27 protein-coding genes, 2 tRNA genes and 1 riboswitch are annotated in these 25,905 nt (G+C 69.8%); of the genes, 15 read left to right on the top strand and 14 right to left on the bottom strand.

What is annotated here, in order from left to right; all coding sequences use genetic code 11:
* The first annotated feature begins 19 nt into the window (after positions 1-19).
* The 3 genes from ACLHIH_RS06545 to ACLHIH_RS06555 all read left to right on the top strand — a co-directional run bounded on the left by ACLHIH_RS06545 (position 20) and on the right by ACLHIH_RS06555 (position 2,425).
* Complete coding sequence (locus ACLHIH_RS06545) at positions 20-1,021, top strand: aldo/keto reductase (RefSeq protein ID WP_411315896.1); 1,002 nt, start codon at positions 20-22, stop codon at positions 1,019-1,021.
* A gap of 102 nt (positions 1,022-1,123) precedes the next feature.
* Positions 1,124-1,363, top strand: coding sequence for a hypothetical protein (locus tag ACLHIH_RS06550; protein WP_411315897.1), 240 nt, complete (start codon positions 1,124-1,126; stop codon positions 1,361-1,363).
* A 117-nt stretch (positions 1,364-1,480) separates the two neighbouring features.
* Positions 1,481-2,425 carry a hypothetical protein gene (locus ACLHIH_RS06555; protein ID WP_411315898.1) on the top strand — a complete coding sequence of 315 codons (945 nt, stop codon included), beginning with the start codon at positions 1,481-1,483 and terminating at the stop codon, positions 2,423-2,425.
* A gap of 31 nt (positions 2,426-2,456) precedes the next feature.
* Here the strand turns inward: ACLHIH_RS06555 and ACLHIH_RS06560 are convergent.
* The 3 genes from ACLHIH_RS06560 to ACLHIH_RS06570 form a co-directional block, all read right to left on the bottom strand.
* A tRNA-Arg gene (locus ACLHIH_RS06560) sits at positions 2,457-2,532 on the bottom strand.
* 71 nt (positions 2,533-2,603) lie between these two features.
* Positions 2,604-2,864, bottom strand: coding sequence for a thioredoxin domain-containing protein (locus ACLHIH_RS06565; RefSeq protein ID WP_411315899.1), 261 nt, complete (start codon positions 2,862-2,864; stop codon positions 2,604-2,606).
* A gap of 21 nt (positions 2,865-2,885) precedes the next feature.
* A complete protein-coding gene (locus ACLHIH_RS06570; RefSeq protein WP_411315900.1) occupies positions 2,886-3,164 on the bottom strand; it encodes an oligoribonuclease in 279 nt (92 codons plus the stop codon).
* An 89-nt stretch (positions 3,165-3,253) separates the two neighbouring features.
* Between ACLHIH_RS06570 and orn the strand changes: the two genes are divergently transcribed.
* From orn to ACLHIH_RS06595, 5 genes are all read left to right on the top strand, one after another.
* On the top strand, positions 3,254-3,877 hold the full coding sequence (gene orn, locus ACLHIH_RS06575; protein WP_411315901.1) for an oligoribonuclease: 624 nt from the start codon (positions 3,254-3,256) through the stop codon (positions 3,875-3,877).
* Positions 3,878-3,984: 107 nt separating this feature from the next.
* Positions 3,985-4,060 (top strand) — tRNA-His (locus ACLHIH_RS06580).
* A gap of 99 nt (positions 4,061-4,159) precedes the next feature.
* On the top strand, positions 4,160-4,450 hold the full coding sequence (gene clpS / locus ACLHIH_RS06585) for an ATP-dependent Clp protease adapter ClpS (RefSeq protein WP_411316332.1): 291 nt from the start codon (positions 4,160-4,162) through the stop codon (positions 4,448-4,450).
* Between the two features lie 10 nt (positions 4,451-4,460).
* Positions 4,461-4,964 carry a DUF2017 family protein gene (locus tag ACLHIH_RS06590; protein WP_411315902.1) on the top strand — a complete coding sequence of 168 codons (504 nt, stop codon included), beginning with the start codon at positions 4,461-4,463 and terminating at the stop codon, positions 4,962-4,964.
* Positions 4,965-5,035: 71 nt separating this feature from the next.
* Complete coding sequence (locus tag ACLHIH_RS06595) at positions 5,036-5,317, top strand: metallopeptidase family protein (RefSeq protein ID WP_411316333.1); 282 nt, start codon at positions 5,036-5,038, stop codon at positions 5,315-5,317.
* A 48-nt stretch (positions 5,318-5,365) separates the two neighbouring features.
* On the opposite strand, the gene ACLHIH_RS06600 is transcribed toward ACLHIH_RS06595, so the two are convergent.
* Genes ACLHIH_RS06600 through ACLHIH_RS06620 form a run of 5 tightly spaced genes read right to left on the bottom strand, consistent with a single transcriptional unit; the run spans position 5,366 to position 9,812 of the window.
* Positions 5,366-6,283 (bottom strand): sulfurtransferase, encoded by a 918-nt coding sequence (locus tag ACLHIH_RS06600; RefSeq protein ID WP_411315903.1) that lies wholly within the window; start codon positions 6,281-6,283, stop codon positions 5,366-5,368.
* Positions 6,280-6,876 carry an AAA family ATPase gene (locus ACLHIH_RS06605; protein WP_411315904.1) on the bottom strand — a complete coding sequence of 199 codons (597 nt, stop codon included), beginning with the start codon at positions 6,874-6,876 and terminating at the stop codon, positions 6,280-6,282. The genes ACLHIH_RS06600 and ACLHIH_RS06605 overlap by 4 nt, the downstream gene beginning before the upstream one ends.
* Entirely contained in the window at positions 6,863-7,648 is a 786-nt protein-coding gene (locus ACLHIH_RS06610; protein WP_411315905.1) for an energy-coupling factor transporter transmembrane component T family protein, read from the bottom strand. The genes ACLHIH_RS06605 and ACLHIH_RS06610 overlap by 14 nt, the downstream gene beginning before the upstream one ends.
* The gene (locus tag ACLHIH_RS06615) at positions 7,645-9,135 is read right to left on the bottom strand and encodes an ABC transporter ATP-binding protein (RefSeq protein WP_411315906.1); all 1,491 of its coding nucleotides are present in this window, start codon (positions 9,133-9,135) and stop codon (positions 7,645-7,647) included. Before ACLHIH_RS06615 ends, ACLHIH_RS06610 begins: the two co-directional genes overlap by 4 nt.
* Positions 9,136-9,182: 47 nt before the next feature.
* A complete protein-coding gene (locus ACLHIH_RS06620; protein ID WP_411315907.1) occupies positions 9,183-9,812 on the bottom strand; it encodes an ECF transporter S component in 630 nt (209 codons plus the stop codon).
* Positions 9,813-9,870: 58 nt separating this feature from the next.
* Positions 9,871-9,982, bottom strand: a riboswitch (TPP riboswitch).
* Between the two features lie 131 nt (positions 9,983-10,113).
* On the opposite strand from ACLHIH_RS06620, the gene glgX reads away from it, so the two are divergent.
* The 3 genes from glgX to treZ are packed head-to-tail and all read left to right on the top strand — an operon-like array spanning position 10,114 to position 16,384.
* Positions 10,114-12,303: a glycogen debranching protein GlgX gene (gene glgX, locus ACLHIH_RS06625; RefSeq protein ID WP_411315908.1), complete on the top strand. Its 2,190-nt coding sequence runs from the start codon at positions 10,114-10,116 to the stop codon at positions 12,301-12,303.
* Complete coding sequence (gene treY, locus ACLHIH_RS06630) at positions 12,303-14,636, top strand: malto-oligosyltrehalose synthase (RefSeq protein WP_411315909.1); 2,334 nt, start codon at positions 12,303-12,305, stop codon at positions 14,634-14,636. The genes glgX and treY overlap by 1 nt, the downstream gene beginning before the upstream one ends.
* Positions 14,633-16,384, top strand: a complete 1,752-nt coding sequence (gene treZ, locus ACLHIH_RS06635; protein ID WP_411315910.1) for a malto-oligosyltrehalose trehalohydrolase — start codon at positions 14,633-14,635, stop codon at positions 16,382-16,384. The genes treY and treZ overlap by 4 nt, the downstream gene beginning before the upstream one ends.
* A gap of 23 nt (positions 16,385-16,407) precedes the next feature.
* On the opposite strand, the gene dinB is transcribed toward treZ, so the two are convergent.
* From dinB to ACLHIH_RS06650, 3 genes are read right to left on the bottom strand one after another with little or no spacing between them, the layout of a single operon-like run.
* Positions 16,408-17,685, bottom strand: coding sequence for a DNA polymerase IV (gene dinB, locus ACLHIH_RS06640; protein ID WP_411315911.1), 1,278 nt, complete (start codon positions 17,683-17,685; stop codon positions 16,408-16,410).
* A 51-nt stretch (positions 17,686-17,736) separates the two neighbouring features.
* Complete coding sequence (locus ACLHIH_RS06645) at positions 17,737-18,660, bottom strand: oxygenase MpaB family protein (protein ID WP_411315912.1); 924 nt, start codon at positions 18,658-18,660, stop codon at positions 17,737-17,739.
* Between the two features lie 44 nt (positions 18,661-18,704).
* Complete coding sequence (locus ACLHIH_RS06650; protein WP_411315913.1) at positions 18,705-19,442, bottom strand: M23 family metallopeptidase; 738 nt, start codon at positions 19,440-19,442, stop codon at positions 18,705-18,707.
* 287 nt (positions 19,443-19,729) lie between these two features.
* Here ACLHIH_RS06650 and ACLHIH_RS06655 point away from each other — a divergent pair, with 287 nt between their 5' ends.
* The 4 genes from ACLHIH_RS06655 (at position 19,730) to ACLHIH_RS06670 (ending at position 22,735) form a co-directional block, all read left to right on the top strand.
* The gene (locus tag ACLHIH_RS06655) at positions 19,730-20,740 is read left to right on the top strand and encodes an aldo/keto reductase family protein (RefSeq protein ID WP_411315914.1); all 1,011 of its coding nucleotides are present in this window, start codon (positions 19,730-19,732) and stop codon (positions 20,738-20,740) included.
* Between the two features lie 111 nt (positions 20,741-20,851).
* Positions 20,852-21,409 carry a YceI family protein gene (locus ACLHIH_RS06660; RefSeq protein WP_411315916.1) on the top strand — a complete coding sequence of 186 codons (558 nt, stop codon included), beginning with the start codon at positions 20,852-20,854 and terminating at the stop codon, positions 21,407-21,409.
* Positions 21,410-21,512: 103 nt separating this feature from the next.
* On the top strand, positions 21,513-22,205 hold the full coding sequence (locus tag ACLHIH_RS06665; protein WP_411315917.1) for a DUF998 domain-containing protein: 693 nt from the start codon (positions 21,513-21,515) through the stop codon (positions 22,203-22,205).
* Positions 22,202-22,735 (top strand): metallophosphoesterase family protein, encoded by a 534-nt coding sequence (locus ACLHIH_RS06670; protein ID WP_411315918.1) that lies wholly within the window; start codon positions 22,202-22,204, stop codon positions 22,733-22,735. The genes ACLHIH_RS06665 and ACLHIH_RS06670 overlap by 4 nt, the downstream gene beginning before the upstream one ends.
* On the opposite strand, the gene ACLHIH_RS06675 is transcribed toward ACLHIH_RS06670, so the two are convergent.
* Genes ACLHIH_RS06675 through ACLHIH_RS06685 form a run of 3 tightly spaced genes read right to left on the bottom strand, consistent with a single transcriptional unit; the run spans position 22,729 to position 25,861 of the window.
* Positions 22,729-23,436 (bottom strand): glycosyltransferase, encoded by a 708-nt coding sequence (locus ACLHIH_RS06675; RefSeq protein WP_411315919.1) that lies wholly within the window; start codon positions 23,434-23,436, stop codon positions 22,729-22,731. The two genes, ACLHIH_RS06670 and ACLHIH_RS06675, sit on opposite strands and share 7 nt — an antisense overlap.
* The gene (locus ACLHIH_RS06680) at positions 23,433-24,788 is read right to left on the bottom strand and encodes a PIG-L family deacetylase (RefSeq protein WP_411315920.1); all 1,356 of its coding nucleotides are present in this window, start codon (positions 24,786-24,788) and stop codon (positions 23,433-23,435) included. Before ACLHIH_RS06680 ends, ACLHIH_RS06675 begins: the two co-directional genes overlap by 4 nt.
* Positions 24,785-25,861 (bottom strand): acyl-CoA dehydrogenase, encoded by a 1,077-nt coding sequence (locus ACLHIH_RS06685; RefSeq protein WP_411315921.1) that lies wholly within the window; start codon positions 25,859-25,861, stop codon positions 24,785-24,787. Before ACLHIH_RS06685 ends, ACLHIH_RS06680 begins: the two co-directional genes overlap by 4 nt.
* Positions 25,862-25,905: the final 44 nt, after the last annotated feature.

Genomic DNA, 25,905 nt, shown 5'->3' on the forward strand with positions numbered 1-25,905 from the left:
GCCGCCCTAGGCTGGCAGCATGAGCTATGTCGCTGCAGAGAATCGCTACGAGTCCGTCGACTACCCGAGAGTGGGCCGGAGCGGTCTGCGCCTCCCCGCCATCTCCCTCGGCCTGTGGAACAACTTCGGTTCCGACCGACCGCTCGACACCCAGCGGGCGATCCTCCGCCGCGCTTTCGATCTGGGCATCACCCACTTCGACCTCGCCAACAACTACGGACCGGATGCGGGCGCCGCCGAGTCCAACTTCGGCACGGTGTTCGCGCGCGACTTCCGCCCCTACCGCGACGAGATGATCATCTCGTCGAAGGCCGGGTACGACATGTGGCCGGGCCCCTACGGCGACTTCGGTTCGCGCAAGTATCTGCTCTCGTCGCTCGACCAGAGCCTCGACCGCATGGGGCTCGACTACGTCGACATCTTCTACCACCACCGCCCCGACCCCGAGACTCCCATCGAGGAGACCATGGGTGCTCTCGCCACGGCCGTGCAGTCGGGCCGCGCGCTCTACGCGGGCATCTCGAACTACGACCCCGAGCAGACGGCCGCGGCGCACGCGGCTCTCGCCGAGCACAAGATCCCCCTGCTCATCCACCAGCCGCGCTACAACATGTTCGACAGGCACATCGAGAACGGGCTCTTCCCCGTGCTCGACGACCTCGGTATGGGCAGCATCGTCTTCTCGCCGCTCGCCCAGGGGCTGCTCACGAACCGCTACCTCGACGGCATTCCGGCCGACTCCCGCGCGGCCGAGGGTCGATGGATCAACTCGGAGACCATCAGCGACACCTACCTCGAGCGCGCCCGCGGGCTCGAGGAGATCGCCCGCGGTCGCGGGCAGACCCTCGCGCAGCTCGCGCTCACCTGGGTTCTGCGTCAGCCTCAGGTCACCTCGGCACTCATCGGCGCGTCGAGTGTCACGCAGCTCGAGAACAGCCTCGGGGCCCTCGACGGCGCCGCGCTCACCGACGACGAGGTGACGGCGATCGACGAGTTCGCCGTCGACGGCACCGCGCGCTGACCCGCAGACGCGGGCGGATGTTCGCGCACTCCTGAATGTCGCCCGTCGCGTTTAGCGTCGAGTCGACACAGCAGCCGGGCCGGCGGCGCGACAGGAGGAATGATGCCCACTCTCGATTTCGTCGACATCCGCCGCCCGACCGGCCTCGGCGTCGTGCAACTGCACGACGAACTCTGGAGGGTCACGACCGCCGATGGAGACGTGCTCGGATACGTCGAGCGGTTCACGGCCCCGGCAGGCCAACGGTTCCGTGCCAAGAGGTTCCTCGCGCGTCAACGCCGATTCATGGTCGACGGCGAGTTCTGGGCGATGAACGACGCTCTCGCGTGCTTCCGCGGCTGACGACGACGCGCGGCCCTCGCCTGCGCTGGCGCTAGCCGCAGCCTCATCCGACCCGCATTGTCGTGACACTCGGGCGATGGCCGACGCGGCGGGTCCGCGGCGGGCTATCTTGCCCCTATGCAGTGGTGGAATGACTTTCTCGAGTGGTTCGGTTCGAATGACGGGCAGACCGTCGTCGTGAGCGCGATCATCCCGTTCGTGGCGATCGTCGTCGCCGGCCTCGTGGCGGCCCTCATCGGGCGCGGGTCGACGAAGCGTCTCATCACCCTCAACGACCGGGAGAACCGCATCGCCGCCGTCGCGACGATGATCGGCGCCGCGCGCAAGGCGTCGGTGTGGAACACCCTGAGCGTGCCCGAGCAGCAGCACGCCGACCACGTGGCGAGCGAAGCCGATGTGCGCGTGCGACTCCTCGCCGTTCCCGGTTCGGGTCTCGCCGCCGATTGGGCCGCGCACCAGATCGCGTCCATGAAGAACGACTCGATCTCGTTCAGCTTCCAGGCCGAGCAATCGCTCCTCGAGTTCCGCGACCGGATGGTCACGTGGCAGGCGAAGCCGTCGCGCGCGAAGAAGCTCTTCAAGAACGACCTCGAGCTGTGGGCGTACGAGGACTCCAAGAACTCGAAGGATCTCGTCACACAGCAGGAGGCGTGGGCGGCCGGGCAGGCGTCGAGCGGCTCGGGCTCAGCGGCGACACCTCCTCCCGCGGATACCGCGCCCGCCGCTGCCCCGCGCAGTCTTGCTCCTCGCGCGGGAGCGTCGAACCCGGTTCCGCTGACCCCCCCGGTCGCGAGCGCGCCGTCGGCTCAGTCGCCCGCCGCCGTCATCGAGAACGATCCCGCGACGACTGTCGCGATGCCGGCGTCGCCCGAGCTCGTTGAGCCGACCGGGGCGCCGCGTCCGGCGTCCGCATCGACGCCGCCGACGCAGGGACCGTCGCCCGCCGGCGAGGACGACGATCTCGCGGAGGACCGCGGCGACGACATCTACTCGCCTCCCGTCAACGCGAACAGCGTGAGCAAGCGCATCAATCCGCCGCACGTGGGCGACGACGGCCGGTAAGCGCAGGGCTGGGCGGCCCGCGTCGGCGGGATGGTGCCCCCGGCAGGATTCGAACCTGCGACCAAGAGATTAGAAGGCTCCTGCTCTATCCCCTGAGCTACGGAGGCGCGGAGGGCGGTCCCACGATACCTCAGCGCGTGTGGCGCGCGGTCGTGACGCTCGCGAGCGGTCGTCGGGGTCAGATCGCTTTCGCGAGGGCGACGAGCACGTGGTCGCGCGTGGGCACGCCTTCGGCGCGGAAGACTTCGGCGTCGCTCGCGTCGAGCACCACGATGGTGGGGGTCGAGCGGATGCCGGCGCGCTCCGCTTCGGCGGTGTGGGCGGCGACATCCAGCTCGACGATGCGCACGGCCGGCACGAGCTTTTCCACGTCGACGAGCACGGCGCGCGTTTCAGCGCACGGGTCGCAGAACGCCGAGGAGAAGAACAGCAGTGTCATGCCGCGCGGAGGGTGTGCCGGCTACTGCCGGCCGCCGCGGTCTTCGGGGTCTTCGGCGGGCTCGCTGTCGGCTTTGTCCCAGCGGTAGGTGGCGTGCACTTTGCCGTCGACCTCGGTGGCGGAGACGATGTCGTAGTTCTCGAGGGTCTCTTTGCCGTCGACGGCCGCGATGGCGGTCACCGTGGTGTCCCACGAGCCGTCGGTGCTGATTCGCTGGTCGGTCTGTCCGTCGTAGGGTCCGCCGACGTAGATGACGAGGTATTCGTCGCCGCGCTCGATGGAGGGTGTGGTTTCTGTCATAGTCCAGTCCTACCACGCTCCGATGCGCCGTCTCCTCCCCACCCTGCTGCTCGGCCGGGGCGTCGGGGGCTCGACGTTAGACTCGGCCCATGGGTACTGCTGCGGATCGTCTCGTCTGGATCGACTGCGAGATGACGGGACTCGATCTCGCTGTCGACGAGCTCGTCGAGGTCGCGGTGGTGGTGACCGATTTCGATCTGGAGCCGGTCGACGATGGATTCTCGGTCGTCATCAGGCCCGACCAGTCTGCGTGGGACAACATGGGCGATTTCGTGCGCGAGATGCACGCGTCGTCCGGCCTCGCCGACGAGGTGCCGAACGGCGTGAGCCTCGCCGACGCCGAGTTCGCGGTGCTCGAGTACATCCTCAAGTTCGTGCCGTCGGGTCAGCTCGCTCCGCTCGCCGGAAACACGATCGGCACCGATCGGGCGTTTCTGGCCAAGTTCATGCCGCGCGTCGACGGTCACCTGCACTACCGCTCGGTGGATGTCTCGTCGATCAAGGAGCTCGCGAAGCGGTGGTTCCCGCGCGTGTACTTCAATGCGCCGTCGAAGAACGGCGGCCACCGCGCTCTCGCCGACATCCTCGAGTCGATTCGCGAGTTGCAGTACTACCGTCTCGCCGCGTTCGTGGCCGACCCCGGGCCGTCGAGCGACGAGGCAGCCGCGGTCGCGTCGTCGGTCGTCGAGAGTTTCGCCCCGCGCCTGGGCTGATAGCGCCGCGTCTGGGTTCGCCGCATCAGGCGCGTTCGCCGCGGTCGGCGTTCGTGTATTACGATGGTGTGGTTGTCGTCGTCGCAGTTCTGCGGTTGCGACTCGTGGTGGGCGTAGCTCAGTTGGTAGAGCGCTGGCTTGTGGAGCCGGATGTCGCGGGTTCGAGCCCCGTCGTTCACCCCAATACAGTGGGCCCCGCTTCGGCGGGGCCTTTCTGTTGGGGGTCCCGCCTGCTGGAGGCTCGGCCGGGTGTGACCATGGAGGAAGGGAGCGGTCGTGACGATCTCGTCTCCCGTCGGCGTGCTCGACCCCGAGGTCGTCGAGGCCCCGCGCACGGCGCCGCCCTGGTCGACGGTCGTCTGGAACGACCCCGTCAACCTCATGACCTACGTCTCGTGGGTGTTCCGCAGTTACTTCGGTTTCTCGCGCGAGCGTGCCGAGCGCCTCATGCTCGGGGTGCACAACGACGGGCGCGCGACGGTCGCGACCGGTTCCCGCGAGGAGATGGAACGCCACGTCGAGGCCATGCACGATTTCGGCCTCTGGGCGACCCTCGAGCGGGACGACTCGTGAGCACCGCATCGTGAAGGCGTTCACGCGCGCGGACCGCGGACTGGTCTCCGCCGAGTTCGAGCCCGTCGAGGCGGCCCTGCTGACGCAGCTCGCGAGCCAGGTCGCCGGGGTGCTGAGCACTCGTCGCGACGACGCGGCGCCCGCCGATCCGGTCCTCGCGCGCCTCCTGCCCGACGCCTACGCCGACAGTGACGATGCCGCGGAGTTCCGTCGGTTCACCGCGGATGGCCTGGGCGCGCGCAAGATCGGCAACGCGCAGCGCATCATCGCCGACGTCGCGGAGTGCCTGACGGCCGAGACCGAGACCGCCGTGCTGCTCGACGAGGCCGCGGTCGGGGCCTGGCTGCGCTCGCTCACCGACATCCGTCTCATGCTCGCCGTGCGACTCGGGATCTCGGATTCGGATGTCGACGACCCCGCGCCTCCGAGCGACGAGCTGCTCATGCTCGGCGACATCTACGACTGGCTCGGCTGGGTGCAGGATTCGCTCGTCGACGCCGTGGACGAGCCGTGAGCCCCGACGATGTGGACGGCGAGGAGTTCGACAGGCTCGTCGTCGCCGAGCTCGACGAGCTCCCCGACGAGATGGTCGACGGACTCGACAACGTCGTGTTCGTCACGGAGGATCGCCCCGACGACGGTTCGCTCGACCTCCTCGGAATCTACGAGGGTGTCGCCCTCACCGAGCGGGGCACCTACGGCTTCGGGGAGTTGCCCGACCGGATCGTGCTGTTCCGGGAGCCTCTGCTCGCCGCGTGCGCCGACCTCGAGGAGCTGCGCGACCAGATCCACGTGACCCTCGTGCACGAGATCGCCCACTTCTACGGCATCGACGACGACCAATTGCACGAGCTCGGCTGGGCCTGAGCTTCGCCCCGAGCGCCGGCGCGGGTGCGGGTGCGAGCCCGCGCGCGGTCAGCGTTCCGCGTGCGCGGTCCCGGGTGTCTCCGCATCCGTCTCGAGTGGCAGGCTCTCGTCTGTCGACCACTCTTCGAGCGAGCCGTCGTAGATGCGCACCGAGTCGATGCCGATCGCGGCGAGGGTGAGTGCGTTCGCCGACGCCGAGATGCCGCCTCCGCAGTAGAGCAGCACCTCCTCGGAGCCGTCGACGCCCACCGCACGGTAGGCCTCGGCGATCTCGGCCGCCGGCAGCATTGTGCCGTCGGGGGCGAAGAGGGCGCGAGCGGAGACGTTGACGCTCCCCGGGATGCGACCGCGGCGCGAGTAGCGGCTGACGGCGGTTCCCGCGAAGCTCCCCGCGGGCAGACCGCACACGAGGGGGCGCTCGTCGGCGGTCGCCCGCGCGACGAGCTCGGTCCGCGTGACCCAGGCCGCGCGGGTCTCGCGCGCCGACCACGGGGCGACGGCGGCGGGCGGCGCCGTCGGGCCGGTCTCGACGTCCTGCCCCGCCGTCGTCCATGCGGCGAGCCCGCCGTCGAGCACGCGCGCGTCGACGCCGACCCAGCGCAGCAGATACCAGAGGCGCGCGGCGAAGATCGTCTGCGTCGTGTCGTAGACGACGACAGGCGCGCCCTCCCCGATGCCGAGCCGCGCGAGTTCGTCGACGACGGCCTGGGGCGAGGGGTGGGTGTAGTGCGTCGACCCGCGAGGGTCGGAGAACTGGCGCGCGACGTCGACGTAGAGCGCGCCGGGAACGTGGGCCCGCTCGAAGCCCTCACGAGCGTCGGTCGAGCGGTAGTCGCCGTCGAACTCGGGGTGCTCGAGGAGGTAGCTCGCGTCGAGCACGACGGGCGGGGTGGGGCCCGCGAGCTGGGCGACGAGTTGCGGCGCGGAGATCGTCGGGGGCGCGGTGGTCTGGGCTGCGGTCGTCACGGCGCAATGGTACGGCCGTCGATCACGAGATCGGCGGATGTCTGGGGCGACTCGAGCGCGATGAAGCGGGCTTCGTCGCGCGCCCACGCCGACCAGTGCGGGGCGAACGTGTCGCCGTCGCGCTCGAGGGCGCGGCGTCGGCGCTCGGGTTCGTCGAGTTCGACCCACACGGTCGTCGTCGCGAGCGCCCGGTTGGCCGCGCTCGCGACGCCGCAGCCCTCGACGACGAGCGCCGATCCCGCGTCGACGCCGTGCCACTCGGCCGCGGTATCCGCTTTCCAGTCCCAGCGTCTCCAGCGACCGTCGACGCCTCGCGCGTGCGGTTCGAGCACGTGCTCGGTGACGTGTTCGCTCGCGGCGCGGAGCCCCGACCAGCCGGGGTAGATGTCGTCGAGCCGGATGAGGTCGACGACGCGGGAGTCGCGCCATCGGGCGACGAGTGCTTCGGCGAGCGTGGATTTGCCCGCGCCCGACCGGCCGTCGATGAGCACCACCGGCGGACGCCCGGAGAGCCCCTCGACGTGCGAGTGCTGCGCGGCGTCGCGCCCGAGAATGACCTCGACGGCACTCGCGTGACCCTCAGCCGCCGACAATGAAGTTCCACTCCCCCAGCGCGACCGACACCGTCGTCGCCGTGGTCGCGACGACCACGGCGATCGCGATGAGCGTCCACTCGGGCCAGGAGAAGCGCGAATCGCGTGCCCACGTGCGCGGGGTCGACGATCCGAACCCTCTCGCCTCCATCGCGGTCGCGAGCTTGGTGCCCCGTCGCACCGAGAGCACGAGCAGCGCGAACGCCTGCCCGGCGAAGCGCCGGAGCCTGCCCGTGTCGCCGATGCCGCGCGCCCGGCGCGCGAGCTCGAGCGAGCGCCAATCGTCGGCGAAGAGGCCGACGAGTCGGAGGCCGGCGAGCGCCCCGAGCACGAAGCGAGCCGGGAGCCGCAGAACCTGCGCGAGTCCGTCGGCGAGGTCGGTCGGGTCGACGGTGACGAAGAGCACGACGGCCGGGAGCCCGATCGCGAGCACGCGCAGGGTCGTCGCGATGGCGAGTTCGATCGACCCGTCACTCACGACGATGAGCAGAAAACGCGCGAAGACCTCGCCGTCTTCGCGCCCGTAGAGCAGGGTCGTGATGCCCCCGAGCGGCGCGGCGATCCAGATCGGCAGGGTGCGCAGAAAGAAGCGGCGGGGGGTGAGGCCCGCCAAGAGGAAGAGCACGGCCTCGCACGCGAGCGCGACCGACGCCGAGACCCAGTCGATGCTGAGAACGAGAACGATGCTGACGATCGCCGCCGCCCCGAGCTTCGCGACGGGATTGATGCGGTACACCGCCTGGGGCCCCGCGACGGGGGTGAGGATGCTCACGACGAACTCGCGGTCGCGAGAATGTGGCCGTCCGCGCTCATCCGCAGCTCGACGTCGGCGAGGGCGTCGACAAGATCCCGGTCGTGCGTGATGCACACGACCGCGGTGCCGGCATCGAGCAGCTCGGCGAGGAGGTCGACGAGTTCGCGCCAGGTGCGGGCGTCTTGCCCGAAGGTCGGCTCGTCGAGAACGAGCACGCGCGGTGCCGTGACGAGCATCGTCGCGACCGAGAGACGCCGCTTCTCGCCGCCCGACAGCGTGAAGGGGTTGGCTCGCGCGAGAGCGGTGAGCCTGAGCCTGTCGAGCAGAGCGGTGACGCGAGAGGTGGCGGATGCCTCGTCGAGCCCGGTCGCGCGGGCGCCGACCTCGAGCTCCTCGCGCACCGTCGCGGTCACGAACTGGTGCTCGGGGTCTTGGAAGACGGTGCCGACACGGCCCACGAGGTCGCTCGATCGCCACGAGAGGGGAGACGCTGCGAGTGATCCGGCGAGCGCGGGAGTGGCCGAGACCGTTCCGGAGACCGGGGCGAGCAGCCCGGCGAGGGTGAGGCCGAGGGTCGACTTGCCCGCGCCGTTCGGTCCGGTGATCGCGAGACACCGACCGCCGAGCACCTCGACGTCGAGAGCGGAGTGCACGACGGTCTTCGCCCGGCCGACCGCGAGGTCTGCGGCGCGGAGGAGAGGCACGACGTCGTCGGGTGCCTGCTCCCGCTCGGCGCGATCGGGTTTCTGCCCCGGAATCCACACCCCGATGTCGGTCAGCGCGTCGGCTGCGGTCTCGAGAATCACGTCGGGCGCGGCATCCGCGATCACCGACCCTCCCGGCCCGAGCACGACGACGCGGTCGACGAGGTTCCACCAGACCTCGACGCGGTGCTCGATGACCACGAGGGTCGCCCCGGTCGACTCGAGCACCCTGTCGACGGCGCCGCGCACCTCGAGCACCCCGTCGGGGTCGAGGTTGGCGGTCGGTTCGTCGAGCACGAGGAGGTCGGGCCGCATCGCGAGCACTCCCGCGAGAGCGAGGCGCTGCTTCTGCCCGCCGGAGAGTTGCGCTGTCGGGTGCGCGAGAGGCAGATCGAGTCCGACGGCCTCGAGAACGCGGTCGACCCGCTGCCAGATCTCGGCGCGCGGCACCCCGAGGTTCTCGCACCCGAACGCGACATCGTCGCCGACGCGCGCGAGAACGACGCTCGCATCGGGGTCTTGGAGCACGAGACCGACCGTGCCGCGCACCGCGTCGGGGGCGAGTCCGTCGACGAGGAGCGACCCCTCGCTCTCGCCGTCGTCGTCGCCCCCGAGAACGCCCGCGAGGGCGTGCACGAGCGTCGACTTGCCCACGCCGGACGCTCCGAGCAGAAGCACCCTCTCCCCGGGCTCGATGCGCAGGTCCACCCCGCGCAGCGCCCAGGCGGCGCGCCCGGCGTGCCGCCATCCCCACCCCGCGATATCGACGCTGGCACCTCGATCGTCGTCCGCCGACGTCATCCGGGCGCCGTCATCCGCTGGTCGTCCTCACGCATGGATTCGCGGGCTCAGACGAGTTCCGTGGCCTCGCGGCCGGAGGCGAATCGGCCGAGCGCTCCCGTCTTCGCGAGTCCCCGTGCGAGCAGCCACGATCCGAGCCCGGCGATGACCGCGCCCGAGATCACGGCCGAGACCGCGTAGATGGCTTGGAAGCTGAAGCCGACACCGGGGTACCAGAGGAGGAGGTCGTTGATGGCCATCGCGACGCCCGCGCCGGCACCGGCGAGGATCGCGACTCCGACCTTCCAGTTCGCGTAGAAGAACAGGAGGAAGACCAGTTCGGCCCCGAGGCCTTGAACGAGGCCCGCCTGGATGGTCGCGAACCCGCCCCACTGCGCACCCAGCAGCGCCGAGACGACCGCGGCGACGAGCTCGGTGTAGAGCGCGGCACCCGGCTTGCGGATGACGAGGGCGCCGAGAACGCCCGCGAAGAGCCAGACACCGTAGAGCAGCGCCTGTGATCCGGGGAGGAAGGCCTCGAACGGCGCGGTGACGGGGGTGTAGAGCTGATTCCAGGCGAAGAAGACGAGGGCGGCGGCGACTCCGAGAACGCTCGCGACGACGATATCGACGACGCGCCACCGGAAGGTGATGCGGCGACCGGTGGGGGTGGATGTTCCTGGTGTTGTGGTGTGCACTGTCGTGCCCTTTCAGTCTCTGAAGCGGGCACGGGTGTGGGGCGCGGCGGTTGCCACGACCCGGAGAGAATCTGCCTCCCTGCGCTGGCATGATCCAGATCAGGTTCGACGGTCGAAGCTTGGAGAAGCTTCCTCTCAGCCCGGCTCACCGGACTCCCGTGTTCTCGACCAGCATACGACGCGATCGCCGCCGCGGGCACTTTCGATGTCCTCCGCGGCCCCCGTGTCAAGCACCCGTGGTCGCGCTGCCGTCGACGCGGGGACCGGTTACGGTTAGGCGACCCCTCATCGAAGGAAACGCATGGAAACCTGGCCTGGATCCGCCTACCCGTTGGGCGCCACTTTTGACGGCAGCGGAACGAACTTCGCCCTCTTCAGCGAGGCGGCCGAGAAAGTCGAGCTGTGCCTCTTCGAGGAGGACGGCACCGAGACCCGCGTGCAACTGCACGAGGTCGACGCCTACGTCTGGCACTGCTACCTGCCGCAGATCCAGCCGGGTCAGCGCTACGGATACCGCGTGCACGGCGAATACGACCCCGAATCGGGCAAGCGCGCGAACGCGAACAAGCTCCTCCTCGACCCTTACGCCAAGGCGACATGCGGCACCTTCGACTGGGATCAGTCGCTCTTCAGTTACAACTTCGGCGACCCGCTCTCGGTCAACAACGACGACTCCGCCGCGCACATGATGCTCGGCGTCGTCATCAACCCGTTCTTCGACTGGGCGGGCGACCGTCACCCGAAGGTGCCCTACGCCGAGAGCGTCATCTACGAGGCCCACGTCAAGGGGCTCACGCAGCTGCACCCCGACGTTCCCGAGGAGCAGCGCGGCACCTACGCGGGACTGGCGCACCCCGTCATCATCGAGCACCTCCAGCGCATCGGTGCGACCGCGATCGAGCTCATGCCGGTTCACCAGTTCGTTCAAGACTCCACGCTGCTCGACAAGGGTCTGCGCAACTACTGGGGTTACAACACGATCAGCTTCTTCGCCCCGCACAACGAGTACGCCTCGACGGGCGATCTCGGCCAGCAGGTGCAGGAGTTCAAGGGCATGGTGCGCTCGATGCACGACGCCGGCATCGAGGTCATCCTCGACGTGGTCTACAACCACACCGCCGAGGGCAACCACATGGGCCCGACCCTGAGCTTCCGCGGCATCGACAACGAGGCGTACTACCGCCTCGTCGAAGACGACGAGCAGTTCTACATGGACTACACCGGCACGGGCAACACCCTCAACGTGCGCCACCCGCACTCGCTCCAGCTCATCATGGACTCGCTCCGCTACTGGGTCACCGAGATGCACGTCGACGGTTTCCGCTTCGACCTCGCGTCGGCGCTCGCCCGCGAGTTCTACGACGTCGACAAGCTCTCGACATTCTTCGAGCTCGTGCAGCAAGACCCGATCGTGTCTCAGGTCAAGCTCATCGCCGAGCCGTGGGATGTCGGGCCCGGCGGATACCAGGTCGGCAACTTCCCGCCGCAGTGGACCGAGTGGAACGGTAAGTACCGCGACACCGTCCGCGACTTCTGGCGCGGCGAGCCCGCGACGCTCGGCGAGTTCGCCTCACGGTTCACGGGCTCGGCCGACCTCTACGAGCAGGATGGCCGCCGCCCGGTCGCGTCGATCAACTTCGTCACGGCGCACGACGGCTTCACGATCACCGACCTCGTGTCGTACAACGAGAAGCACAACGACGCCAACGGCGAAGACAACAACGACGGCGAATCGCACAACCGCTCGTGGAACATGGGGGTCGAGGGGCCGACGGACGATCCGCGCATCCAGACGCTGCGCGCGCGTCAACAGCGCAACTTCCTCGCGACTCTCCTGCTCTCGCAGGGTGTGCCGATGGTGCTCCACGGTGACGAGCTCGGGCGCAGCCAGGGCGGGAACAACAACACCTACGCGCAAGACAGCGAGATCTCGTGGGTGCACTGGGATCGTGCGGACAAGCCGCTGAGCGACTTCGTCTCCGCCGTCACCAAGCTGCGTCGCGAGCACCCGACCTTCCGCCGGGCTCGCTTCTTCGACGGCCGCCCCGTGCGACGCACCGAGGGTGAGCCGCTCCCCGACATCGTGTGGCTCACACCCGACGGCGGCGTCATGGAGCCCGAGGACTGGGACTCCGGTTTCGGCCGCTCGATCGGCGTGTTCCTCAACGGCAGCGGAATCCGCGGGCGGGATGCTCGCGGCGAGCGCATCACCGACGTCAACTTCCTCGTCTACTTCAATGCTCACGACGACGTCGTGGAGTTCCAGCTCCCGGCCGACGAGTACTCGGGGCAGTGGGAGACGGTCGTCGACACCGCGGGCGCCGGCGCCGACAGTCCGCCGCTCGCTGCGGGCGCGATGGTGCCGATCGGCGCCAAATCGCTCGTCGTCCTGCGCGCGTTCACCGAGCCCGAAGCCGAACCGGACCACTCGGTCGCCGCGTCTCTCGCGATGACCCAGTCGATCCCGGTGATCGACCCGTCGAGCCTCTGATGCGCGTTCCCGTCTCGACCTACCGGCTGCAGATCCGCGAGTCCTTCGACTTGCGGTCGGCTGCGGCAGTCTCGCGCTACGTGCACGACCTCGGTGCCGACTGGGTGTACTTCTCGCCCATCCTCACCGCGGAGAAGGGCTCGGATCACGGCTACGACGTGACCGACCACGCGAGCATCGATCCCGCGCGAGGTGGGGCGTACGGGTTCGCGGCCGCATCGGCCGCCGCGCGCGAGGTCGGGCTCGGGGTGCTCGTCGACATCGTCCCCAACCACGTCGGTGTCGCGACCCCCGCGCAGAGCGTGTGGTGGTGGGACCTCCTGGCCCACGGGCGCGAGTCGCGCTACGCCGAGGCGTTCGACGTCGACTGGGAGTTCGGCCGGGGCAAGGTGCGCATCCCCGTGCTCGGTGACGACACCGAGGGCGCGTCGGAGCTCGACAAGCTCGAGATCGTTGCGGGCGAGTTGCGCTACTTCGACAACCGCTTTCCGATCGCCCCCGGCACCGCCGACGACGGAGCCTCGCCCGCCGAGGTGCACGCGCGGCAGAACTACGAGCTCATGAACTGGCGTCGCGCCGACGCCGAGCTCAACTACCGCCGCTTCTTCGCCGTCAACACTCTCGCGGGCATCCGGGTCGAGACCCCGTGGGTCTTCGACGAGTCGCACGTCGAGATCGCCCGCTGGTTCAGCGAGGGGCTCGCCGACGGGCTCCGGGTCGACCACCCCGACGGCCTCGCCGACCCCGGCGGCTATCTCGATCGCCTCGCGGGCGTGACGGCGAACGCCTACGTGCTCGTCGAGAAGATCCTCGAGGGAGACGAGCCCCTCCCCACCTCGTGGGCGACCTCGGGAACGACAGGCTACGACGCTCTCGCCGAGATCGACCGCGTTCTCGTCGACCCCGCGGGGCGCGAGCGCCTCGACGAGCTCGACTCGAGGCTGCGTGGGGGCGGCGACACGGTCTCGTGGACCGCCCTCATCCACACGACGAAGCGGTCGATCGCCGACGGCATCCTGCGCTCGGAAGTCCTCCGCATCGAACGCGACCTCGGTAGCGTCGCCCCCGACGAGGTCGGCGGGGTCACGGCCGACGCGATCGCCGAAGTCCTCACGTGCTTCCCGGTCTACCGCTCCTACCTGCCTCTCGGTCTGCACCACCTCCACGAGGCTGCCGAGCTCGCGCGTCACCACCGGCCCGACCTCGCCGACGAGGTCGGGCGACTCCTTCCGGTGCTCGAGAATCCCGGCCACCCGGCCGCTCGGCGGTTCCAGCAGACCTCCGGGATGGTCATGGCCAAGGGCGTCGAAGACACGGCGTTCTACCGCTACACGAGGCTCGGAACCCTCACCGAGGTCGGCGCCGACCCCTCGGAGTTCGCCGTGGCACCCGAGGAGTTCCACGCGAGGCAGGCACGCCGCCACGCGAATCACCCCGCCTCGATGACGACCCTCTCGACTCACGACACCAAGCGCGGCGAAGACGTGCGTGCCCGACTGAGCGTGCTCGCCGAGATCCCCGACGAGTGGGCCGGGGCGCTCGGCGACCTGCGCGAACTCTCGCCTCTCGGAGACGGTCCCCTCGAGTCGCTCCTCTGGCAAGCGATCATCGGGTCGTGGCCGGCGTCACGCGAGCGACTGCACGCCTACGCCGAGAAGGCGTCGCGCGAAGCGGGCAACTCGACGGCGTGGACGGCGCCCGCCGAAGACTTCGAGACGCGGATGCACGCGCTCATCGACAGCGCGTTCGATGACGAGCGCGTGGCGGCGGTTCTCGATCGCCTTCTCGGTCGCATCACCGCGGCCGGGTGGAGCAACTCGCTCGCCGCCAAGCTCCTCCAGCTCACGGCCCCCGGCGTCCCCGACGTCTACCAGGGCAGCGAGCTGTGGGAGACCTCGCTCGTCGACCCCGACAACAGGCGCGAGGTGGACTTCGGTCTGCGCGCGCTCTACCTCGCGGCGATCGACGGCGGCAGCATGCCCGAGGTCGACGAGACGGGTGTCGCCAAGCTCCTCGTCGTGTCACGCGCGCTGCGCACCCGGCGTGACCACCCCGAGCTCTTCACCCGCTACGTCGGGGTGCCCGCGTTCGGTGCTCGCGCCGACAACGTCGTCGCCTTCGACCGCGGCGGCGCCATCACCGTCGCCACTCGACTGCCGCTCGGGCTCGCGCGCGACGGCGGCTGGGACGACACGATCATCGAGCTCGCCGGTCGCCCCGTCGTCGACGTGCTCACGAACCGTCGATTCGACGGCGGCACGATCCCGCTCTCCGAGCTCCTCGCCACCTATCCCGTCGCCTTGCTCGTCCCCGCAGAAACGGTTCAGCCATGACCTCGACCCCGATGTCGTCCCCCGCACACCCGTTCGACATCTGGGCTCCCCTCGCCTCGGCGATGACCCTCGTGGTCGACGGCACCGAGCATCCGATGGTCTCGGCCGACGGCGGATGGTGGACGGCGCGCGAGGTCGACGCGACCCCCGGCGCCGACTACGGCTACCGGGTCGACGGCGACGAGACCGTTCTGCCCGACCCCCGCTCGCGGCGTCAACCCGACGGCGTACACGCGCTCTCGCGCGTCGACGACCCGGGCGCTTTCGCGTGGACCGATTCCGACTGGACGGGCAGGCAGCTCGGCGGCGGAGTCATCTACGAGCTCCACATCGGCACCTTCACGCCCGGTGGCACCCTCGACTCGGCGATCGAGAAACTCGACCACCTCGTGTCTCTCGGTGTCGACTTCGTCGAGGTGCTGCCGGTCAACGGCTTCAACGGAACGCACAACTGGGGTTACGACGGGGTGCTCTGGTATGCCGTGAGCGAGAGCTACGGCGGCCCCGAGGCCTACCGCCGCTTCGTCGACGCGTGCCACGCGCGCGGGCTCGCCGTCATCCAGGACGTCGTCTACAACCACCTCGGCCCGAGCGGCAACTACCTCCCCCGGTTCGGTCCCTTCCTGCACGAGGCGAGCGCCAACACGTGGGGGTCGTCGGTCAACCTCGACGAGCCCGTCGTGCGCCGCTACATCCTCGACAACCTGCGACTCTGGCTCGCCGACTATCACGTCGACGGTCTGCGCCTCGACGCCGTGCACGCGCTCGTCGACACCTCCGATACGCACATCCTGCAGGAGATGGCGGAGGAGACGGATGCGCTCTCGGCCCACTTGCGCAAGCCGCTCACCCTCATCGCCGAATCCGACCTCAACGACCCCACGCTCATCACCCCGCGTGAGGCGGGGGGCTACGGTCTGCTCGCGCAGTGGAGCGACGACTTCCACCACGCCGTGCACGTCGCGCTCTCGCGCGAGACGACCGGGTACTACGGCGACTTCGCGAAGCTCGAGTCGCTCGAAAAGGTGCTCACGCGCGGTTTCTACCACGACGGCACCTACTCGTCGTTCCGCGAGCGCGACCACGGCAAGCCCATCGACACCGAGTCGATGCCCACGTGGCGTCTCGTCGTCGCGAACCAGAATCACGACCAGATCGGCAACCGTGCCGTGGGTGATCGCCTTGCGGCGACACTCGACACGGGCGAGCTCGCGATCGCCGCCGTGCTCACGCTCGCAGGTCCCTTCACACCGATGCTCTTCATGGGCGAGGAGTGGGGGGCGTCGACGCCGTGGCAGTTCTTCACGTCGCACCCCGAGCCCGAGCTCGGCACCGCGACGGCGGAGGGTCGCATCCGCGAGTTCGAGAAGATGGGGTGGGACCCCGCGGTCGTGCCCGACCCTCAGGATCCGGCGACGTTCGAGAACTCGAAGCTCGACTGGGCAGAGGCGGAGTCGGGCGATCACGCGCGACTTCTCGCGCTCTACCGCGAACTCGCGATCGTGCGCCGCACCGTTCCCGACCTCACCGATCCGCGATTCGCCGAGCTGTCGGTCGAGCACGTCGACACCGACGCGCAGCGGACGATGATCATCAGTCGCGGTGCGACGACGATCGCCGTCAACTTCGGCGAGTCACCGGTGACTCTCGCGGTGGGCGGAACGACGCTCTTGTCGACGGATGCCGCGGCCGACGTCTCCGCCGACTCCACGACGCTCCCCGGGCACAGCGCGGTCATCCTCGGCTGAGGGTGTGACGCCGGCGGCGCGGGTCACCCCTCGTCGGGGTCGACTCGACGCTGCCGCGCATCGCCGAGCTTGCCCCGCTTCACGAGGTGGGTCGCGGGGCCGAGGAGCGACGCCGGCCGGAGGGCCGAGCGGCCGAACCTCTCGGCGACCCCGTCGACGACCTTCTCGGTCTCACGCCAGGTCTCGTCGTCGTCCCACAGCGAGGCCACTTGCGCCTCGGCCGGCGACAGCTGCTCGACCCGCACGCCGATGAGTCGCACCCGGTCGTGCGCACCGAGGGCGTCGTAGATGCCCCGCACCTCCTCGTAGATGCGTCGGCCGAGGTCGGTCGGCTCCGTGATCGTGCGCGATCGCGTGATGGTGCGGAAGTCGCTGTACCGGAGCTTGAGAACGATCGTGCGGCCGACGAACCCCGCACGCCGCAGACGCACGGCGACGGCATCCGACTGTCGCAGTAGTTCACGCCTGAGTGTCTCGGCGTCGTCGACATCGACCTCGAACGTCACCTCGTGCCCGACGCTCTTCTCGTCGACCTCCCGCACGACAGAGCGGCCGTCCCGACCGTTCGCGAGGGCCAGGAGCTTCGCCCCCGCCGCGACGCCGACGGCGCGCTCGAGAGCCGTGATGGGCGTCGCCGCGATGTCGCCGATCGTGCGGATGCCGCGTGACACGAGAGCGTCTTCCGTCGTCTCCCCCACTCCCCAGAGCGAGCCGACCGGCAGAGGGTGCAGGAACGCGAGAGTGTCGGAGGCGGGCACGACGAGGAGGCCGTCGGGTTTCGCGCGTTGCGACGCCATCTTGGCGACGAACTTGGTCGACGCGGCGCCGACCGAGCACGTGAGCCGAGTCTCGGACTGCACGCGCGCCCGGATGAGGCGGCCGATGTCGGCGGGTGACCCCAGCAACCCGCGAGCCCCGGCCACATCGAGAAAGGCCTCGTCGATGCCGATGCGCTGCACGAGAGGCGTGACGTCGTCGAAGATCGACATCACGAGCTTCGAATAGTGCGTGTACTTCTCCCGGTGGGGCTCGAGAACGACGGCGTGCGGGCACAGGCGCATCGCTTGCGCGAGGGAGATCGCCGAGCGGACCCCGAACTTGCGCGCGGGATAGTTGGCGGCGGTCACGACCGATCGCATCGACCTGCCCGCGACGACGACCGGGCGGTCGGCGAGTTCCGGCCTGTCGAGGAGTTCGACCGAGGCGAAGAACGCGTCGAGGTCGACGTGCAGGATGGTCGCGGTCGAGCTGTCGACGGACTCGTCGCTCACCTGGCGATCGCTGCCGTCCTGCCGACTCACCGATCTCCTCCTGTCGAGCGCGCTGCCGAGCCGCGCGCCACGCTGACGACCCTAGCCGCCGCTACCGTCACTCGGCTCGCGTCGGGACGAGCGGATGCGCGCGATACGCGCTCGAGCGGCATCCTCCGAGGTCGACGACTCCCCGAGGAGCCCGCGCACGAGGCGGAGGATGACTCCGGTCGCCCAGACGGCCGGCAATCGCGATCGTCGGAGACCGAGCATCTCGCGATAGTGGTCGGGGAGAGAGGCGGCGGCACCCGCGAACATGATGCGGTAGAACGGCATCATCGTCGGCCGGAGCGGAGGGTTGCGGATGAATCGCACGGCCTCCGCGACGCGCTCGTCGGTCTTGAGGATGCCGCGGTCGCGGAACGAGTCGAGTTGCGACGCGAGCTCGGCGCGCGATCGCGGCGGGTCGGAGACTCCCACGAGCTCCCCCGCCTTCGACCACTCGGACACGTAGCGGTCGGCACCGCCGGGAATCGGCCCTCCCCACAGCTCGTGCGAGGAGAGGAACGCGTCGGTGAAGACGACGTGCACCCAGGAGAGCAGTTCGGGGTCGCCCGCGGCATACGGTTTCTCGACCCCGTTCGCGTCGAGGTACGTGCCGACGACGCGATCGTGGAAGCGGCCCACCCGCCCCGACTCGACCGTCGCGAGTGTCGTGTCGGCGAAGGTCACCGTGATGAGCCACTGGATGGTGCCCGAGAGCCGACCGAGGGGGTCGTCGCGGTAGCGGGACCAGTCGTGCACGCCGGCCATCGCCCCGGGGTGGAGGGTCTGCATGAGGAGCGCGCGGATTCCCGCGACCATCGTCGGCATACCGCCGTGCACGGCCCAGGCGGCGGAACCGGGACCGAAGAACCCCGCGTCGTCGCCCTGCTCGATCTTCGCGACCCAGTGCGGTCGACCCTCGTCGTTGCCCGAGAGGGTGGTCAGCAGGTGAGACCGCCAGCTGTCTGCGAATCGACCCATGGGCCGAGGCTAGCCCCGTGACGCTGAGCGTCGTCCCCGAACGGCTATCCGAGCCGCGCGGAGAGCCACGCGACCGGGTCGACGGCCGCGCCGCCGGGGCGGATCTCGAAGTGCAAGTGGGTTCCCGAGCATCGGCCCGTGCATCCGACGGCTCCGAGGGGCTGCCCCGCGGTCACCGAGTCTCCGACCGACACCTGCAGCGAACCCTCTTGCAAGTGCGCGTACACCGACTCGACCTGCTGGCCGTCGATCACGTGCTGAACCCGAACGTGGGTTCCGAGGGCGCTCCAGTTGGGGGCGTTGATGACGGTCACGACTCCCGCGGCCATCGAGAATGCGGGCGAGCCCGCGGGAGCGCTGAAGTCGGCGCCCTCGTGGAAGCTCGAGCACATCGCGCAACTGCGCGGGCCGTAGCTGCTCGCGATGACGGTGCTCGGCGGCACAGGCCACTGCAGTTCGGCGGACGACGTCGACGGGGAGAGGGCGTAGGACACCTCGGCTGCGGGCGGCGCTTCGGCGGCGGCCACGGGAGCTTCGGCGGCCACGACGGGCGGCGGAGTGGGTTCGGGCTTGTCGGTCACCCCGTAGGAGTCGCGCGCGATCGCGGCACCGGCGGCTCCGGGAGTGACGGGCGCGGCGACTTGCGCGTCCGCTCCGTCGTAGGCGGTTTCGGCGGGGTTCGCGGTCGCGACGGTCGCGGCGTTCGGAATGACGTACGAGACCGACATCGCCATCGCGGCACCGACGGCCATCATCGCGAGGACCTTGCGCCCCGCACGCATGACACCGAGGGTCGAGCGCTCCGGCCGGTGCGCGCGAGCGCCTGCGGCGTGATCTGCCGCGCGGCGGGTGGCGGCGGCTCTCTTCGGAACGAGTGACGTGGAGCGGTGGGAAGGCAGAACGGGACCGGTTTCTGGTAGTCGGCGCACACGGTTCGTGCGCCAGACGAGAGCGGGGCATCTCATCGCTGGCGGGGGCGAGCGTGCCGGCCATCGTGGTGCGCCGACCTCCCCACAGTAGGCCACGCGAGAGCGGAGCGGAAGGCGGGACCGGCGCGTAACGTTGACCCATGGAATTCAGATACCTCGGAAACAGCGGACTCAAAGTCTCGGAGATCACCTACGGCAACTGGCTGACCCACGGCTCGCAAGTGGAGAACGACACCGCCCTGCAGTGCGTGCGCGCCGCCCTCGACTCGGGTATCACGAGCTTCGACACCGCGGACGCCTACGCGAACACCGCGGCCGAGAAGGTGCTCGGCAAGGCCCTCAAGGGCGAACGTCGTGAGTCTCTCGAGATCTTCACGAAGGTCTACTGGCCGACCGGTCCGAAGGGACCGAACGACTCGGGTCTCTCCCGCAAACACATCATGGAGTCGATCGACGGATCGCTCTCGAGGCTCAGGACCGATCACGTCGACCTCTACCAGGCGCACCGGTTCGACACCGAGACGCCTCTCGAAGAGACCATGCAGGCTTTCGCCGACGTCGTGCGCCAAGGCAAGGCGCTCTACATCGGTGTGTCGGAGTGGGACGCCGACCAGCTGCGCGCGGGCCACGCGCTCGCGACCGAGCTCGGTTTCCAGCTCATCTCGAACCAGCCCCAGTACTCGATGCTCTGGCGCGTGATCGAGGGGGAGGTCGAACCGACCTCGCGCGAACTCGGCATCAGCCAGATCGTCTGGTCCCCCATCGCTCAGGGCGTGTTGACCGGCAAGTACAAGCCGGGAGGGTCGCTCCCGAAGGGGTCACGCGCGACCGACTCCAAGGGCGGGGCCGACATGATCAAGCGATTCATGACCGACGACGTGCTCTCGGCTGTGCAGGGCCTCAAGCCCATCGCGAAGGATGTCGGGCTCGATCTCGCCCAGCTGGCGATCGCGTGGGTGCTGCGCAATTCGAACGTCGCGTCGGCGATCATCGGGGCCTCGCGACCCGAGCAGGTGACGTCGAACGTCAAGGCCGCGGGAGTCCCCCTCTCGCTCGAGACGCAAGAGCGAATCGACTCGGTCATCGGCTCGCTCGCCGAGTACGACCCGCAGCGCACGCGCGACACCGCGCCGACATCGCGCCCCTCCTGACGGCCGCGCGTGCACGAGTCGCGCTCGTGTGGGAATAGAGTCGCGGTCGATGCGATTGCATAGAATCGTGCGCTCAGCGCCGCCCCTGTCCCCTTCGAGAAAGAAGTCACCATGACCATCACCGCAGAATCGATTCCCGGATACGTCGCCGGAACCTGGAAGCTCGACCCCACCCACTCGGCCATCACCTTCTCGGTGCGCCACCTCGCGATCTCCAAGGTCAAGGGCTCCTTCGGCACCTTCGACGTCACGGTCGTGACGACCGACGACCCGCTCGACACGACGCTCACCGCGACGATCGACGTGGCCTCGGTCACGACCGGCCAGAAGGACCGCGACGGCCACCTCCACACGAGCGACTTCTTCGCCATCGACCAGTACCCCACGATCGAGTTCGTCTCGACCGGCGTGCGCAACGACGGCGACGAGTGGCTCATCGACGGCGACCTCACCCTCCGTGGCGTCACCAAGCCCGTGACCTTCCGCGGCGAGTTCGGCGGAGTCATCGTCAACGGATACGGCCAGACCGTCGCCGGTGCCGAGTTCACGACCGACATCAACCGTCACGACTTCGGTGTGAGCTGGAACGCGGCCGTCGAGGCCGGCGGACTGACCCTCGGAGACAAGGTCACGATCTCGATCGACGCTCAGGTCGCCCTCCAGGCGTAACCTCGCGCACTCCCGCTCGCCTCATCCGAGGCAGCACCCGAGAGCACCGACTCCGCCCTCCCGGGCAGCGAGTCGGTGCTCTCGTCACACTTACAGTGGGGAGATGACTCCCGCCCGACGCCAACGCACCGCGGGCGTCGTTCTCCTGTTCGGTCTCGTCTACCTCGTGTTCGAGTTCGTCTCCGCAGCCGCGTGGGTCGATCCGCCCTACGACTGGGTGCGCAACTACATCTCCGATCTCGGTTTCGCGGACTGCGCGACCGTCGACGGCGACAGACTGTGCTCCCCGCTGCATCCGCTCATGAACGCCGGATTCATGGTGCAGGGCACGGTCTTCACGATCGGCGGCGTTCTCGTCGCACGCATCCTCTTCGCCGAGGCGGCACAACGCGTGCTCGTCGCCTCGTTGCTCGTCGTGTCCGGTGTCGGAACCTTCTTCGTCGGGGTCTTCCACCAGAGTCTCGCCCTCTACGACGCAGGGCTCAACGGACTGCACGTGCTCGCGGCGACCCTCGCGATCGGCCCCGGCAACGTCGGAATCCTCCTCCTCGGCATCTTCGCCCTCGCCCTCCCCGCATGGCGCGGCTACGCGATCGGGGTGATCGTCATCGCGGTCATCGGCATCGTCGCTGCGGTCGCCCTCGCGCTCGGTGACCCGCTCGGCATCGGCATCGGGCTCGTCGAGCGCGTCGCGGTCTACCCGCTCAACACCTTCACGATCGGCACGGGTGTCGGGCTTCTCGTGCGAGGCTCCCTCGAGCGTCGGGCACGCGCCCGAATCGCGGCGGAGTCGTGAGCGTGAGGCTCGTGCTCCTCTCCGACACCCACCTGCCGAAGCGCGCGCGCGACCTCGCCGAACCGCTGTGGACCGCGATCCGGGCTGCCGACCTCGTCGTTCACGCGGGTGACTGGGTGGATGTCGCCACCCTCGATCGGGTCGAGGCGGCGGCGACCCGACTCGTCGGGGTGTGGGGCAACAACGACGGCGCCGAGCTGCGCGCGCGACTGCCCGAGACCGCGCGATTCGCGGTCGAGGGGGTGCGCTTCGCCGTCACCCACGAGACGGGAGCTCGTGAGGGGCGGGAGACCCGCGCAGACCTCGCCTTCCCCGACACCGACGTGCTCGTCTTCGGCCACAGCCACATCCCGTGGGACACCACGACGCCGAACGGTCTCCGGCTCCTCAACCCCGGCTCCCCCACCGACCGACGACGGCAACCGCACTGCACGTACATGTCGGCGACCGTGCACGATGGCGTAATCGCGGATGTCGCGGTGCACATCGTGCCCCGAGTCGGCGTCGCGGCTGCCGCTCCGGTTCAGTAGTTCTCGCGCACGTAGGCCGCGAACCCTCCCGGCGTTCGCCCCGACGTGCGTGCCGACGTGACGACGGGCCCTCCCGCCGCTCGCGCGATGCGCGCGTCGCCGCAGCGCAGCCGGTCGACGAGGTCGGCGTCTTCATGCTCGGCGAGAGCGTGGAATCCGCCCGCCTCGAGGTAGACGTCGGCTCGCACCCCGAGGTTCGCTCCGTGGACGTGCAGCGCGTCATCCGACTCTGCCCGCAGCTGCCAGGTGTGCACTTGCGCCGGCGTGAGGTCGGCGGGATCGGGACGGATGGAGCCGAGCACGACGGTCGCGCCCGTCGCGGCGTGATCGAGCTGGCTCGTGATCCACTCGCGCGGAACGCGCGAGTCGCCGTCGGTGTGCGCGAGCCACAGTGCCGCGGGGTGGACGCGGGTGGCACCGAGCGCGTGCGCGGTGCCGTGAGCCCGCACCGCGCCGACACAGCGGAAGGAGACCTCGACGACGACGACACCCTCACGCTCGCGGGCTATCGACGCTGATCCGTCGGTGCAGTCGTCGAGCACGACGACGACGACGATCTCGACCGATCGCCATGTGGGCGACCGCCGCACCTCGTCGATGGCCGCGTCGATCGCGTCGAGACTCGCTCCGAGCAGAGCCTCCTCGTTGCGCACGGGCACGACGACGGCGACCGATCGGATGCCTGTCGCGCGAGCGCTCACACGAGCCCCGTCTCGGCCGCGACCGAGAGAGCGGGGGGCCGCACGAACACGTCGAGGAGGAAGTCGTCTTCACGGTGCTCCGACAGAAGCGCGAGCGCGGGGTGCTCGCGGAACGCGCGATGCACGTCGTCACCGCGCTGCGGGTAGCCCTCGACGGGGTGGCGCCAGTGGCACGCGACGACGACCCCGTCGGGCGTGAGAGCGAGGGCGATGCGTTCGAGCACCCGATCGAGATCCTCGGCGCTCCAGTAGTAGGCGACCTCGGAGACGACGACGAGATCGAACTGTCCGTCAGGCCACTCGGTCGGCACGTCTGCTCGCGTGATCTCGACGTGGTTCTGCTCGATGAGTCGCGCCCGCGCTGTCGCGATCGGTTGCTCGGCGATGTCCGTCGCGAGCAGGCTCGCGCATCGCCCGGCGAGGTCGGCGGTGAGCACGCCGATCGAGCACCCGATCTCGAGCCCCGACGCGAAGAGGGGGCGCGGGAGCGACGCGACCGTCAGCTGGCGCTTGCGGATCTCGTACCACCGCGTCTCGAATCCCCACGGGTCGCTCTTGCCCTCGTAGAAATCGCTGAAGAAGCTGCTCGAGAGGGTCGCGCTCCCGAGCGGGGTGACGAAGACCTCGAACGGTCGGCAGAAGTGGTCGTGGAATCGGTCGCCGAGGAGCACTTCGTCTCCCGGCGCGTCGGAGAGCGGAGCATTCTGGCTCGTGTGGGCGCGAATCGCGAGTTCTTTGCGCTCCTGCTGCTCCTCGGTGAGCGCGAGTGTCACGAGCCGCGACCAGGGCACGCGGGCATCCGTCGGTGTCGCCCAGTGCCACATCCACACGGGGTACTCGAGCACTTGCGCGCCGCGATTGCGTGCGATCCTGCCTGCCGTCGCGCCCGCCGCCTCGTGGTCGCCGTGGCCGTCCCCGCGCCACGGCGCGACGATGAGGTCGCGCGGCCCGAGCTCGAGCGACCCGAGGTGCGCCGCGAGGGTGTCCACGTGCTCCCTCAATCGACCGTCCGGGAGCTCGAGGAAATCGACGGATGCCCCGGGGGCGAGGTGTTGCACCGCCGAGAGCAGCTCGGCGCGACGCACCGCGGCGAGCTCGGCCGGTGTCGTCGACGGAGAGTCGGGATGCGAGGCGTCCCCGTTCGTCGCGACGACGACGTGCACGGGCACGCCGAGCTGGGCCGCGTGGATGATGAGCCCGCTCGCGCCGAGTGATTCGTCGTCGGGGTGCGCCGACACGACGACGAGCCTCGCGAGGTCGGTGAGCACGAGGGCGGGGACCTCGGCCCACTGCGGCGCCGCGAGCCACACCTCGTCGGCGGTCCCCTCGGTGCGGTGGTCGAAATCCATCATCGGGCTCCCTCGGTCACGAGCGCGCGGCCGAGTGCCGCGTCGTCCCGCTCGGCGTGATGCTGGCGCACATACAGGGTGAGGTCGGCGACCCGACGCGCGTGCTCCGCGTCGAGGGCGAGGGGCGCGGGGCCGAGCGAGTGCCCGCACCGCGAGAGGGTCTCCTCGACCGCCCTCGCGACGATCGACCGCGTGCGAGCAGCGAGGATGCGCGCCTCCGACCTCGTCGCGCCCCCCGCGTCGACGATCGCCGCGGCGTGAGCGAGCGAGACCCCTGCCGCGTGCAGAGCGGCGTCGACGGCACCGAGATGGGAGAGGGCGATCTGGTCGGGCTCTCGCGTCGACGCCGAGCGCGCGAGACTGTCGGCGAGCCCGAGGGCCCCGCCCCACCAGATCGCCGCGACACCGATGCCACCCCACGCGAACCCCGCCCGCTCGAGATACCAGCCGTCGGCGCCCACGGGCACCGCGGAAACGTCGTGGAAGTCGACGGGGCCGCTCGGCACTCCCGAGAGTCCGCGCGCCACCCAGGCGTCGTCGCGCACGGTGATGGCGGCGGATCCGAGAGCGACGGCGAAGAGCGCGCGCGAACCGCGGTCGGTGTGCGCCGTCACGAGAGCGTGGCTGAGCCGACCGGCGAGAGAACACCACGGCTTCGTGCCCGAGAGCCGGGCTGCGGGCGGTCGGTCCTGCGCCTCGAGCCGCGTGTCGGGTGACTCGGCGGCGAAGACCCCCCACGTGCTCGACGGTCCGGCGCCGATCGCCGCGAGGTCGACGGCCGTCGCGGTCGCGAGGATGTCTTGGGCGTCGAGGTGGGGTTCGACGGCGCGCGCGACGGTCAGGTCGGCCCGGGCGATCGTCGCAAGAGCGCTCCACCGCGTGGCCGTCGACACGCCCCCGCCGACGTGCGGTGCGATGTCACGGGCGAGAGCGAGGGCTTCCGCCGCGTCGCCGGCCCGGAGCCGCGCGTCGTCGCGCCAGCGCACGAGGCGGTCGAGATCCGCGGAGTCGAGAGGCGAACCAGGGAGAAGGGCGACACCGAGCGCAGCCCTGCGGGAGAGGGCGTCGTCGATCACGTCGTCAATCTAACGGACGACATCGCGCGGGCGCGCGCCGTTGC

This window comes from Marisediminicola sp. LYQ134 (genome assembly GCF_046599635.1).
Classification (GTDB): Bacteria; Actinomycetota; Actinomycetes; order Actinomycetales; family Microbacteriaceae; genus Marisediminicola.